This is a genomic window from Limnohabitans sp., from assembly GCF_046052765.1.
In the GTDB taxonomy this organism is placed as follows: domain Bacteria; phylum Pseudomonadota; class Gammaproteobacteria; order Burkholderiales; family Burkholderiaceae_C; genus Limnohabitans.
On record NZ_JAVLFQ010000090.1, the window covers coordinates 105,722 to 117,503 of the forward strand.

The following is an 11,782-nucleotide window of genomic DNA, read 5'->3' on the forward strand; positions in this document are numbered from 1 at the left end:
TTTCGATTAACCTTGAGCAGCAACTCGCTCAGCCTTACTTTGAAGTTTGTTCAACGCACTGAGATAAGCTTTTGCACTGGCAACAACAATATCTGGGTCAGATCCAACGCCATTGACGATGCGACCATTATTTTGCAATCGGACAGTCACCTCACCTTGACTTTCCGTCGAACCACTGATGGCATTGACTGAATACAAGACCATTTCTGCACCGCTTTGCACATGTTTTTCAATGGCTTTAAGTGAAGCATCTACTGGGCCGTTACCGCCTGATTCGCAAGAAACCTCTTTTCCACTGTCTGTGAAAACAATGGCAGCATGGGGTTGTTCTCCGGTTTCACTGTGCTGAGAAAGCTTGACAAATGTAAAGACATCACCGTCGTGAGAGACGCTTTCTTCGCTAACAAGCGCGAGGATATCTTCGTCGAAAATTTCACTTTTACGATCTGCCAATTCTTTAAAGCGGGCAAAAGCAGCATTAGTTTCGGCCTCACTTTCAAGCTCGACACCCAAATCTTGCAACCGCTGCTTAAATGCATTTCGTCCGCTTAATTTACCAAGCACAATCTTATTTGCGCTCCATCCCACGTCTTCAGCACGCATGATTTCGTAGGTGTCGCGAGCTTTCAGCACGCCATCTTGGTGGATGCCTGAGGCATGCGCGAAAGCATTTGCCCCGACCACCGCTTTGTTAGGTTGAACCACAAAACCGGTAGTCTGACTCACCATGCGACTGGCCGCCAAAATATGCTGAGTTTCTATGCCTAAGGTCAAACCAAAATAGTCTTTGCGTGTTTTCACAGCCATGACAATTTCTTCCAAAGAGCAATTACCCGCACGTTCACCCAGTCCGTTGATGGTGCACTCCACTTGACGGGCACCACCAATTTGTACACCGGCCAACGAATTGGCAACCGCCATGCCCAAATCATTATGACAATGAACAGACCAGATGGCTTTGTCAGAATTTGGAATTCGCTCACGCAAAGTTTTGATGAAGTTGCCATACAACTCAGGCACGGCATAGCCTACGGTGTCCGGTACATTGATAGTTGTTGCTCCTTCGGTAATTACAGCTTCAAGGACTCGACATAAAAAATCCATATCGCTGCGATAACCGTCTTCAGGGCTGAATTCAACATCTTCAACCAAGTTACGTGCAAAACGAACAGACTGCTTGGCCTGCTCAAACACCTGGTCAGGCGTCATGCGCAACTTCTTTTCCATGTGTAATTCTGAAGTAGCAATGAATGTATGTATTCGCGAACGCTTTGCCCCTTTGAGTGCTTCAGCCGCCCTTGAAATATCTCTGTCATTGGCACGCGACAACGAACAGACAATAGATTCAGTAATGGCGTTAGCAATTGCTTTGACCGCCTGAAAATCCCCCTCTGAACTTGCTGCAAAACCAGCTTCAATCACATCAACACGCAACCGCTCCAACTGTCGAGCTATGCGTAACTTTTCATCGCGAGTCATAGAGGCACCGGGAGATTGTTCGCCATCTCTCAAAGTGGTGTCAAAAATAATCAAATGGTCACTCATCAATCAACTCCTGTGTTGTGAACTGCCACGAGTCCCGCAAAACGCCAAAACAAAAGGCCCGATGCGAGGAGCATACGGGCCTTGAAGATAATCGCGCAAGCGTTACTGTGTCGGCCCGAAGAAGCCTAGTAGCAATAGGTTGTGCAAATTGATCATGGTTGAAATGTAGCATAAAGAATATGGATTCAAAAAATACAACTCCTTAATGCAAGCCTTTCTCGTCCGGTTCGTCCGTTGAGGTACTGATCACACTGGTTGGCAAACCTTTGGTTCGACGCCATGTATAGACCGCATAGCCACTTAATGCATACCCCAAAAACAAAGCAAACAAAACAACAGGGGGATGAATATTGATGACTGCAATCACAAGCGCAATAGAAACGATGACTGCAAAAGGCACACTTTTTCGCATCTGGAAATCTTTGAAACTGTAAAAGGGAACATTGCTAACCATTGTCAGCCCTGCATATAGACAAAATGCAAAACATACCCAGGCCATGTCAGACTTGTTTACTTCAAGTACGGTAATTACCCAAACAAATCCCATGACAAAAGCTGCTGCCGCTGGAGAGGGTAGTCCTTGAAAAAAACGCTTGTCAACAACTGAGGTATTGACATTGAATCTTGCTAATCTGAGAGCGGCACAAGCGCAATACACAAATGCCGCAAACCAACCCCATCGGCCCAAGTCTTTTAATACCCATACATATGTAATTAACGCAGGTGCAGCACCAAAAGAAACCATGTCAGCAAGCGAATCCATTTGCGCGCCGAATGCGGATTGCGTGTTGGTCATTCGAGCAACCCTACCATCTAAGCTGTCAAGAACCATGGAAGTAAATACAGCGATAGCAGCAGCTTCAAATTGATTATTGATGGCCATCACAATCGCATAAAACCCACCAAACAAAGCTGCAAGCGTAAATAAATTAGGCAGCACATAAATGCCCTTACGCAAACGACTTGGGACTTCTTCGTTGTTGTCGGTGGGTTCTTGCAAACTCATGGGCTCAAAGGGTCGCCAAAACAGTACAGGTAGCCGAAACCACGTCGCCAGGAGCAACGCGCACAACAGCAGTTAGAGGTAAATAAACATCGACACGAGAACCAAAACGAATAAATCCGTAACGCTGGCCTTTTTCAAGCGTGTCGCCCGGATGAACATAACAAAGGATACGCCGCGCAATCAGACCTGCGACTTGGACCAGTGTGACCACCTGATTTTCACCACTGACGTTTGTATCGATGATGACGGCGTTGCGCTCATTTTCCGTTGAGGCTTTATCCAAATCGGCATTGACAAACAGTCCAGGAAAATAATGCACTGCCCGCACTCGCCCATTGACGCTGGCTCGGTTGCTGTGAACATTGAAAACATTCATGAACACACTGACCAGCAATGCATCACGATCGGCATAGGGGTCACGCACTTTTTCAATTTTGACGATGCGCCCATCTGCAGGAGAAAGAACTGCATGAGGCTCATCTGGCACAGCCCTGGGTGGATCACGAAAAAACTGTATGACAAAGGCAAGCACCATGTAAGCTGGAATTGCCACCTTCCAGCCCCATAACAGCGTCAAAATCAAAGATGCAGCAGTTGCCAATCCTATGAATGGCCAGCCTTCACGCGCCAACAAGGGGTGCGGGTAGTTCATCAGTTACGACTCTGGTCAACCAGCTTATTCTTGGCAATCCAAGGCATCATGGCGCGAAGCTGTGAACCCACTTTTTCAATTGAATGGTCAGCGGTCAATCGGCGGCGTGCCGTCATGCTGGGGTAACCGGTGCGGCCTTCGAGAATAAACATCTTGGCGTATTCGCCTGTTTGAATACGCTTGAGGGCATGGCGCATGGCTTCACGCGATTGTTCATTGATGACTTCAGGGCCAGTGACATATTCACCATACTCTGCATTGTTAGAGATCGAGTAATTCATGTTGGCAATACCGCCTTCATAAATCAAATCAACAATCAGTTTAAGTTCATGCAGACATTCAAAGTATGCCATTTCAGGCGCGTAACCAGCTTCGACCAAGGTTTCATAGCCCATCTTGATCAATTCGACCGCACCGCCGCACAACACAGTTTGCTCACCAAATAAATCCGTCTCAGTTTCTTCACGGAAATTGGTTTCAATGATGCCTGCCTTGCCGCCGCCGTTAGCCATGGCGTAACTTAGTGCGAGATCACGCGCTTTGCCTGATTTGTCCTGATGAATCGCCACCAAGTGGGGCACACCGCCACCTTGAGTGTAGGTTGAGCGAACAGTGTGGCCCGGGGCCTTTGGCGCTACCATCCATACGTCCAAGTCAGCACGTGGTATGACTTGGTTGTAATGAACATTAAAGCCGTGGGCAAATGCCAACGATGCGCCTTGCTTCATGTGTGGAGCAACATTATTGTTGTAGACCTCTGAGATTTGTTCGTCAGGTAACAAAATCATGACGACATCAGCTAATTTGACTGCGTCATTGACTTCCATGACGTTCAAGCCTGCTTTGCCAACCTTGTCCCAAGAAGCACCACCTTTGCGCAAACCGACCACCACTTTGACACCACTGTCATTCAAGTTTTGGGCATGGGCATGGCCTTGAGAGCCATAGCCAATGATGGCAACAGTTTTACCTTTGATCAGGCTTAAATCACAGTCTTTATCGTAATAAACTTTCATGGCTCTCTCCTTATATGTTGTTTCAATTCAAACCCGTAATACGCGTTCACCACGGCCAATGCCGCTGGCGCCGGTGCGCACTGTTTCCAAAATGGCGCTGCGTTCGATGGCTTCTATGAAAGCATCGTTTTTAGATACATCGCCAGTCAATTCAATGGTGTAACTTTTATCGGTCACATCTATGATGCGACCTCTGAAAATATCTGCCATACGCTTCATTTCCTCACGCTCCTTACCGACAGCGCGTACTTTGACCATCATCAATTCACGCTCGGTGTATGCGCCCTCTGTCAGGTCTACCACCTTGACCACTTCAATCAGCCTGTTCAAGTGTTTGGTGATTTGCTCAATCACATCATCCGAGCCCGATGTCTGCAAAGTCATTCGCGAAAGGCTGGGGTCTTCTGTTGGCGCCACAGTCAAGGATTCAATGTTGTAACCACGCGCTGAAAATAAGCCTACTACGCGGGACAGCGCTCCGGGTTCGTTTTCTAACAATACTGCAATGATGTGTTTCATAGGTAGGGATTCCTCTTTTCGCCGCCCTCCCCAACTGACGGTAACCAGTCGGCTCGGCGGACAATAGATTCGTCAAAAAGAATTTAAAAAAAATCTGGCATCAAAGGTCTTCGCTGCCAAGCAACATCTCGGTGATGCCTTTACCGGCCTGGACCATAGGAAAAACGTTTTCGGTTTGGTCTGTTCGGAAATCCATAAAGACAGTTCTGTCTTTCAGTTTTCTGGCCTCACGCAAAGCCGGCTCTACATCTTGAGGGCGTTCGATCAACATGCCCACATGGCCATAGGCTTCAGCAAGCTTCACAAAATCAGGCAATGCATCCATGTAGCTGTGGCTATATCGCCCAGAATACTCAATTTCTTGCCACTGCCGCACCATGCCAAGGTAACGATTGTTCAGTGAAAGTATTTTGATCGGCGTGTTGTATTGCAAACAAGTTGAAAGCTCTTGGATACACATTTGTACAGAGCCCTCACCTGTTACACAGTAAACCTCACTGTCAGGCTTTGCAAGCTTGATACCCATGGCATAGGGAATACCTACACCCATAGTACCCAGGCCGCCAGAGTTGATCCATCGGCGTGGCTGATCAAAGCGGTAGTATTGCGCAGCCCACATCTGGTGTTGGCCCACGTCAGAAGTGACATAGGCGTCTGCATCTTTGGTCATGTTCCACAAGGTTTCAATCACATGCTGAGGCTTGATGACCTCAGTGTTGTGGCGGTCATATTTCAAGCAATCGCGAGCACGCCAAGCTTCAATGGTTTCCCACCAGGCCGCCAGCGATTGAGGATCCGGTTTGGCAGGAGTTTCATTCAACATACCGATCATTTCGGTCAGCACGTCCTTGACATCTCCGACTATGGGGATGTCAACTTTGACACGCTTAGAGATGCTGGAAGGGTCGATATCAATATGAATAATCTTGCGTTCGTTTTGTGCAAAGTGCTTGGGGTTACCGATGACTCGGTCATCAAAACGTGCACCTACAGCCAATAAAACGTCGCAATTTTGCATGGCATTGTTTGCTTCAACCGTGCCATGCATTCCCAGCATGCCCAAAAATTTGCGATCACTGGCTGGGTAAGCACCCAACCCCATCAATGTGTTGGTGCAGGGAAAACCCAGCATATCGACCAACTGACGCAGTTCAGTTGAAGCCTCACTCAATAAGACGCCGCCACCGGTGTAAATGAATGGGCGCTTAGCAGTCAATAACAGTTGGAGTGCTTTGCGTATTTGGCCTGTATGGCCTTTACGGACGGGGTTATAAGAGCGCATTTCTACCGTTGCTGGGTAGCCAGAATAGGTGGTTTTCTTGAACGACACGTCTTTGGGGATATCGACCACCACTGGACCGGGACGACCGCTGCGAGCGATATGAAAAGCTTTTTTCAATATATCGACCATGTCTCGCACATCCTTGACCAGGAAATTGTGTTTGACGATGGGACGTGTGATGCCGACAGTGTCACATTCTTGAAAGGCATCCAAACCGATCGCATGCGTAGGAACCTGACCAGTAATGATGACCATAGGAATACTGTCCATGTACGCAGTGGCAATGCCGGTAATGGCGTTAGTCACTCCCGGACCAGAGGTCACCAAAGCGACGCCTACATCGCCTGTTGCACGCGCATAACCATCAGCAGCATGGACCGCAGCTTGCTCATGGCGAACCAGCACATGCTGAATACTTTCTTGTTTGTAAAGCGCATCATAAATATGAAGAACAGCGCCGCCAGGATAGCCCCAGACGTATTTGACATTTTCTGCTTGAAGCGCTTTGACCAGAATATCTGATCCATTGATTTCAATCGCAGCGTGGGTTTGTTGATTGACAACCGCCGCCGATTGCAACTCAGCTTTTGATATTTCCATGGGGTATAACCTTTGTGAATTTCGTAGACGAAAAACCCAGGGTGCCTTTTTGTAACCTCTTTTGAAGGCACATCAAAACTTTGGATACCAAGCCATAAGTGTTTAACACCAAGCTCAGACCCTTTTCTTGGGACAGCCTAGGATTATGACATTTTTTCTAATGGTTATTGCTTATGTCTTCAACAACGGCCTGAAATGACATAATCAAAGGAATAAAAATGCTTTCCCATCTTCACTTGCGCGAACTCTAGACTTAACCACTTGGCCTCCGATAAAGAACTATCAGATTTTCTTGTCAGCGTTGAAAAACGTGCATTCAAGCGATCTCTCTACCATGTGCGCAATGAAGATGCCGCCTTAGATATCGTTCAAGACAGCATGATGAAACTTGTAGAGCACTACGCTGATAAGCCTGCGCAAGAACTACCCATGCTTTTTCAGAGAATTTTGTCCAACACCACTTTAGACTGGTTTCGAAGACAAAAAACACGCAATGCCTTGTTTTCCAATTACAACGACTTTGGGGATTCAGATGAATCAGAAAGTTTTGATTTTTTAGAAGTCACTTCGCTTGACGAAGTCACCCAATTCACAGAAAGCGCACAAGAATTGTTTTCTCGCACCGAAACAGTGCATGAAATCGAGCTCGAAATCCAAAATCTCCCCGGCCGTCAACGAGAAGCCTTCTTGCTGCGTTATTGGGAGGAGTTGGATGTAGCTGAGACTGCTGCAGCTATGGGTTGTTCTGAAGGCAGTGTTAAAACTCACTGCTCAAGAGCTATTCAGGCTTTACACAAAGCCCTGATTGCCAAAGGATTTAAACCATGAAATCGACAACATATTTACAAAGCCAAGAAGATCAATTCGGTAAATTTATCGCATCTCGTTTGGAGTTGGGCAATCAACAACTTCCCTACGAATTTTCGGAACGTTTGCGTGCGGCTCGCACGCGGGCATTGGCTTCACGCCGCCTGCCTCTGCCAGTTTTTCAGTCAGCAGTCGACCCTCAGCTACAAGCCGACGGCTCAGTAAGAATGCCTTTTGAAAACAAGGGTAAAGAAATCTACAACATGTTCGTTTCTTTCATTCCATTGGTTTGTCTTGTCGCTGGATTGATGCTGCTATATGAATTTCATAACGATCAATCAGCCTTGGAGTTGGCTGAAATTGACTCAGCACTTCTCATCGATGACTTACCACCCCAAGCCTATTCTGATCCAGCCTTCATTGATTTTCTAAAAATCAAATCCACTCAAAAAGATTAATGCCACCTCAAACCATGGGCAAATTGATCAGCATATTTTCATTTTCGCTTCTCGTTTGGTGTGCTTGCCTGAGCTTTGTTTTTGCTCAAACACAAAGCGCTAACCTCGAAACAACTGCTGCTCAAACGACAAAACAGCCACATTCAATGCATGAGGCCTCTCCCAAATGGACGGAACTTAGCGCCTCTCAAAAAGAAATTCTTCTACCGTTGCAAAATTTGTGGCCATCGCTTGAAGAAAACCGTAAACGCAAATGGCTGGCAATCGCTAAAAATTTTCCTACTTTAAGTGCGCAGTCTCAAGCCACCGCCCAAGAACGTATGCGCGAATGGGCAGCACTTTCACCTACGCAACGCTACCAGGCTCGCTTGCACTTCACCCAATCACAGCAACTCAGTAATGACGAAAAATTGGCCAAATGGGAAGAATACCAATCCCTCAATGACGAAGAAAAAAACAAGCTGAATCAAATAAAACCTGTATTACCCAAAGGCGCAGCAATCGTTCCTCGTCTGATTGCCCCAGGGAAACTGACAACCACGCCTGTTGTCAAAAAAGAGGGGCAAGATAAACCCCCTCGTATAGAAACGGCTGAGGTAGACCCCCAAACTTTACTGCCCATCAAAAAACGAGTGATATCTGACAAGCAATGACTCCTCTGATTGATCAAACCAGCAAAGATGCAGGTTTGATTACCGCTCCATCCTTGCTGAGAAGACTGAGTTGCTGGATCTATGAAGGCATATTGCTTTTTGCCGTTATTTTCATCTCGGGTTATTTATTCAGCACCTTGACTCAGACCCGCCATGCATTAGAAAACAGAACAGGCCAGCAGATTTTCATCTTTCTTGTGTTGGCTCTTTATTTCTCTTGGTTTTGGCACAAAGGTCAGACACTGGCCATGAAAACTTGGCACATCCGCGTCGCAGATGCAGATGGTCAACCGCTTGAAAAAAGCCGCGCTTTTCTCAGATATTTATTGAGTTGGGTATGGTTTTTACCGCCTTTATTGCTGATGCAATGGTTAAATGCACCGCTGTCAATCACATTGTTAGCTTGCCCTGTTTGGATCGTTTGTTGGTCATGGTTAAGTTATTTCCACAAAGATCGTCAGTTCTGGCACGATCATTGGGCCGGCACCAGGTTGATGGATGTCAGACCCGTCAAAATAGACACTGTATAAATATTCCATTTCATTAATTACACTTTGCCCATGAAACCTGCTTTTTCACTCTGTGTTTACTGTGGCTCTCGTACCGGCGCCTCGCCTTCCTTCGCGCAAGCTGCAACTGCCGTTGGTCAATGGATTGGTGCGCACCAAGGGCAACTGGTTTACGGTGGTGGTAGCAATGGATTGATGGGAACAGTTGCAAGGGCAACGAAGTCAGCCGGCGGCAAAGTCATAGGTGTGATTCCGCATGCGCTTGCAGAAAAAGAATCTGCCAATGATGATTGCGATGAATTGCACTTGGTGGACAACATGCATCAACGTAAATTTATGATGGCTGAACATGCCGATGCCTTTTTGGCTTTGCCTGGTGGCATAGGCACTTTTGAAGAACTTTTTGAAGTCTGGACTTGGCGACAACTGGGTTTTCACAATAAACCCATAGGTTTGCTTAATGTCGATGGTTATTACGATGGCCTGCTAGGGTTCATGCAAAACACTGTAGCCAAGGGGTTTGTGTCAGATTGGCAGATGGATTTTGTCTTTCAATCAGACAGCATAGAAAGTTTACTTCCGATGCTGGTTGAAGCCGCTGGCTTGGCAAAGTCAGACGGTTTCAACGGTATTTGAGTGACACCAAGCACAGAAAAACAAGTCAAACTTGCTTTAACCATTAGCAAACCGTGTTGTTAGACAGCAGATTCGTCTGTCTCGCCAGTTCTGATACGAATGACGCGCTCAACGGCAGTGACAAATATTTTTCCGTCACCAATTTTGCCAGTGCGTGCTGCAACCACGATGGCGTCGACACAACGATCAACATCGACACTGTTGACCACAACTTCCACTTTGACTTTTGGTAAAAAATCCACAACGTATTCAGCACCCCTGTACAACTCGGTATGGCCTTTTTGACGGCCAAAACCTTTGACCTCAGTTACGGTAAGACCTGTGACCCCGCACTCGGCCAAAGCCTCGCGCACTTCTTCAAGCTTAAAGGGTTTGATGATGGCTGTGATTTGTTTCATTTGAAATTCCCCGTTGAGACCGACAACAAGCCTGTTCAGGCACGAAAAAGACTGGTTATAGGATAACGCCAATCCTTGCCGAAGCCACGGTGGGTAATACGTACCCCTATAGGTGCTTGACGGCGTTTGTATTCATTGATGCGAATCAAACGAATCACTTGATCGACATCCTCGCGTCTGAAGCCGGCGGCTTCAATTTGCGTTGGACTTTGGTCTTGCTCCATGTAGCGTTCAACAATGGCGTCCAGCACGTCGTAAGCAGGCAGGCTGTCTTGATCGGTCTGGTCCTCACGCAATTCGGCACTCGGCGCCCGGGTGATGATGCGCTCGGGAATCGGGGTCGTACAAGTACCGAATGGGTCGTGCAAATTGCGCCAGTTTGACAATTGGTAGACCAGTGTTTTAGACACATCTTTGATAACCGCAAAGCCACCAGCCATGTCGCCATACAAGGTGCAATAGCCAGTAGCCATTTCGCTTTTATTGCCGGTGGTGAGTACGATAGCGCCGTGTTTGTTGGACATGGCCATGAGCAATGTCCCGCGGATGCGCGCTTGGATATTTTCTTCGGTCGTGTCGACTGGTTTACCCTCAAAATCAGGCGCCAGCGTCTGTAAAAAATCATTGAACATCGGGACAATGGACAATTCGTCGTACTGCACTCGCATACGCTGCGCCATCTCGCGTGCATCGGTCAGGCTGATACCAGCCGTATAAGGAGAAGGCATCATCACTGCGCGCACCCGATCGGCACCCAATGCATCCACCGCAATCGCCATCACCAGCGCTGAGTCGATGCCACCCGACAAACCTAATAGCACTGAGGAAAACCTGTTTTTACTAATGTAATCACGTACACCTAGCACCAGTGCTTGCCAGACATCAGACAAATCATCAGCCACATCCGCTTGGTGCGCAGACAACGCCAGCCGACCAGCATTCATAACGCAACTCACTTCAAAAGCGTGTTCAACAAAGCCTGGCGCCCTTCCTGCTACTTCACCATCGGCTTGCAAAGCAAACGATCGCCCCTCAAACACCACCTCATCTTGTGCGCCGACCAAATGGGCATACACCAAAGGCAAACCAGTAGCCAAGCAACGAGCCTGCATGGCTTGCTCACGCTCCAAACTTTTGCCCCGGTGAAACGGCGAGGCATTCATCACTACCAGCAATTGCGCACCTTCATGTAGAGCATCCAGCGCGGGTTGCTCAAACCAGGCATCCTCACAAATCAGCAAGCCGATCTTCACGCCGTGCACCTCAAAGACGCAGGTATCCTGACCGGGAATGAAATAGCGGCGCTCATCAAAGACTTGGTAATTGGGTAATTCGCGCTTGGCATAGGTGGCAATCAAATTGCCTTCACAAAAGACCGACGCCATGTTGTGGCGCTGTTGCACAGCTACCGAACGCGTGCGCTTGTCGTCACCGCTAGGATGTCCGACCACCACATGCATACCTCGCAAATCAGCAAGCTCGGTTTGTACGAGCGCCACCGCCGCTTGGCAAGCGGCAATGAAAGAGGGCCGCAAAAACAGGTCTTCGGCGGCATAACCGCAAATGGCCAGTTCGGGCGTGATGAGCAGGCGAACGCCACGCTGGTAAGCCGTGCGAGCGGCGTCAATGATTTTGCGGGCATTGCCCGTCATGTCACCAACAGTGAAATTAAGCTGGGCTACACTGAGTTGAAGCGTCATG

At 47.8% G+C, this 11,782-nt stretch carries 13 protein-coding genes; 5 read left to right on the plus strand and 8 right to left on the minus strand.

Going from position 1 to position 11,782, the window contains the following annotated elements:
- Positions 1-6: 6 nt before the first annotated feature.
- The 6 genes from AC9UG7_RS13075 to AC9UG7_RS13100 all read right to left on the minus strand — a co-directional run bounded on the left by AC9UG7_RS13075 (position 7) and on the right by AC9UG7_RS13100 (position 6,620).
- Positions 7-1,545, minus strand: a complete 1,539-nt coding sequence (locus AC9UG7_RS13075; protein ID WP_509588569.1) for a 2-isopropylmalate synthase — start codon at positions 1,543-1,545, stop codon at positions 7-9.
- Positions 1,546-1,747: 202 nt separating this feature from the next.
- A complete protein-coding gene (gene pssA / locus AC9UG7_RS13080; RefSeq protein ID WP_509588571.1) occupies positions 1,748-2,551 on the minus strand; it encodes a CDP-diacylglycerol--serine O-phosphatidyltransferase in 804 nt (267 codons plus the stop codon).
- A gap of 4 nt (positions 2,552-2,555) precedes the next feature.
- Complete coding sequence (locus tag AC9UG7_RS13085) at positions 2,556-3,203, minus strand: phosphatidylserine decarboxylase (protein WP_509588573.1); 648 nt, start codon at positions 3,201-3,203, stop codon at positions 2,556-2,558.
- Positions 3,203-4,219: a ketol-acid reductoisomerase gene (ilvC, locus tag AC9UG7_RS13090; protein WP_509588575.1), complete on the minus strand. Its 1,017-nt coding sequence runs from the start codon at positions 4,217-4,219 to the stop codon at positions 3,203-3,205. The genes AC9UG7_RS13085 and ilvC overlap by 1 nt, the downstream gene beginning before the upstream one ends.
- Before the next feature lie 27 nt (positions 4,220-4,246).
- Positions 4,247-4,738, minus strand: a complete 492-nt coding sequence (gene ilvN, locus AC9UG7_RS13095) for an acetolactate synthase small subunit (RefSeq protein WP_509588577.1) — start codon at positions 4,736-4,738, stop codon at positions 4,247-4,249.
- Positions 4,739-4,838: 100 nt separating this feature from the next.
- The gene (locus tag AC9UG7_RS13100) at positions 4,839-6,620 is read right to left on the minus strand and encodes an acetolactate synthase 3 catalytic subunit (RefSeq protein ID WP_509588580.1); all 1,782 of its coding nucleotides are present in this window, start codon (positions 6,618-6,620) and stop codon (positions 4,839-4,841) included.
- A 261-nt stretch (positions 6,621-6,881) separates the two neighbouring features.
- Here AC9UG7_RS13100 and AC9UG7_RS13105 point away from each other — a divergent pair, with 261 nt between their 5' ends.
- The 5 genes from AC9UG7_RS13105 (at position 6,882) to AC9UG7_RS13125 (ending at position 9,683) form a co-directional block, all read left to right on the plus strand.
- Complete coding sequence (locus tag AC9UG7_RS13105) at positions 6,882-7,448, plus strand: RNA polymerase sigma factor (RefSeq protein ID WP_509588582.1); 567 nt, start codon at positions 6,882-6,884, stop codon at positions 7,446-7,448.
- Positions 7,445-7,885, plus strand: a complete 441-nt coding sequence (locus AC9UG7_RS13110) for a DUF3619 family protein (RefSeq protein WP_509588584.1) — start codon at positions 7,445-7,447, stop codon at positions 7,883-7,885. The genes AC9UG7_RS13105 and AC9UG7_RS13110 overlap by 4 nt, the downstream gene beginning before the upstream one ends.
- Positions 7,886-8,031: 146 nt before the next feature.
- A complete protein-coding gene (locus AC9UG7_RS13115) occupies positions 8,032-8,538 on the plus strand; it encodes a DUF3106 domain-containing protein (RefSeq protein WP_509588586.1) in 507 nt (168 codons plus the stop codon).
- Positions 8,535-9,068: an RDD family protein gene (locus AC9UG7_RS13120; protein WP_509588588.1), complete on the plus strand. Its 534-nt coding sequence runs from the start codon at positions 8,535-8,537 to the stop codon at positions 9,066-9,068. The genes AC9UG7_RS13115 and AC9UG7_RS13120 overlap by 4 nt, the downstream gene beginning before the upstream one ends.
- A 30-nt stretch (positions 9,069-9,098) precedes the next feature.
- Entirely contained in the window at positions 9,099-9,683 is a 585-nt protein-coding gene (locus tag AC9UG7_RS13125) for an LOG family protein (protein ID WP_509588590.1), read from the plus strand.
- A 59-nt stretch (positions 9,684-9,742) separates the two neighbouring features.
- Here the strand turns inward: AC9UG7_RS13125 and AC9UG7_RS13130 are convergent, their stop codons facing one another.
- Both AC9UG7_RS13130 and AC9UG7_RS13135 read right to left on the minus strand, forming a co-directional pair.
- Positions 9,743-10,081, minus strand: coding sequence for a P-II family nitrogen regulator (locus AC9UG7_RS13130; RefSeq protein WP_509588593.1), 339 nt, complete (start codon positions 10,079-10,081; stop codon positions 9,743-9,745).
- 35 nt (positions 10,082-10,116) lie between these two features.
- Positions 10,117-11,781 carry an NAD+ synthase gene (locus tag AC9UG7_RS13135; protein WP_509588596.1) on the minus strand — a complete coding sequence of 555 codons (1,665 nt, stop codon included), beginning with the start codon at positions 11,779-11,781 and terminating at the stop codon, positions 10,117-10,119.
- Between the last annotated feature and the right edge of the window lies 1 nt (position 11,782).

Coding starts and splice junctions, on each gene's coding strand:
- AC9UG7_RS13075 (WP_509588569.1), bottom strand. CDS start 1,545: ATGAGTGACCATTTGATTATTTTTGACACCACTTTGAGAGATGGCGAA.
- pssA (WP_509588571.1), bottom strand. CDS start 2,551: ATGAGTTTGCAAGAACCCACCGACAACAACGAAGAAGTCCCAAGTCGT.
- AC9UG7_RS13085 (WP_509588573.1), bottom strand. CDS start 3,203: ATGAACTACCCGCACCCCTTGTTGGCGCGTGAAGGCTGGCCATTCATA.
- ilvC (WP_509588575.1), bottom strand. CDS start 4,219: ATGAAAGTTTATTACGATAAAGACTGTGATTTAAGCCTGATCAAAGGT.
- ilvN (WP_509588577.1), bottom strand. CDS start 4,738: ATGAAACACATCATTGCAGTATTGTTAGAAAACGAACCCGGAGCGCTG.
- AC9UG7_RS13100 (WP_509588580.1), bottom strand. CDS start 6,620: ATGGAAATATCAAAAGCTGAGTTGCAATCGGCGGCGGTTGTCAATCAA.
- AC9UG7_RS13110 (WP_509588584.1), top strand. CDS start 7,445: ATGAAATCGACAACATATTTACAAAGCCAAGAAGATCAATTCGGTAAA.
- AC9UG7_RS13115 (WP_509588586.1), top strand. CDS start 8,032: ATGCATGAGGCCTCTCCCAAATGGACGGAACTTAGCGCCTCTCAAAAA.
- AC9UG7_RS13120 (WP_509588588.1), top strand. CDS start 8,535: ATGACTCCTCTGATTGATCAAACCAGCAAAGATGCAGGTTTGATTACC.
- AC9UG7_RS13125 (WP_509588590.1), top strand. CDS start 9,099: ATGAAACCTGCTTTTTCACTCTGTGTTTACTGTGGCTCTCGTACCGGC.
- AC9UG7_RS13130 (WP_509588593.1), bottom strand. CDS start 10,081: ATGAAACAAATCACAGCCATCATCAAACCCTTTAAGCTTGAAGAAGTG.
- AC9UG7_RS13135 (WP_509588596.1), bottom strand. CDS start 11,781: ATGACGCTTCAACTCAGTGTAGCCCAGCTTAATTTCACTGTTGGTGAC.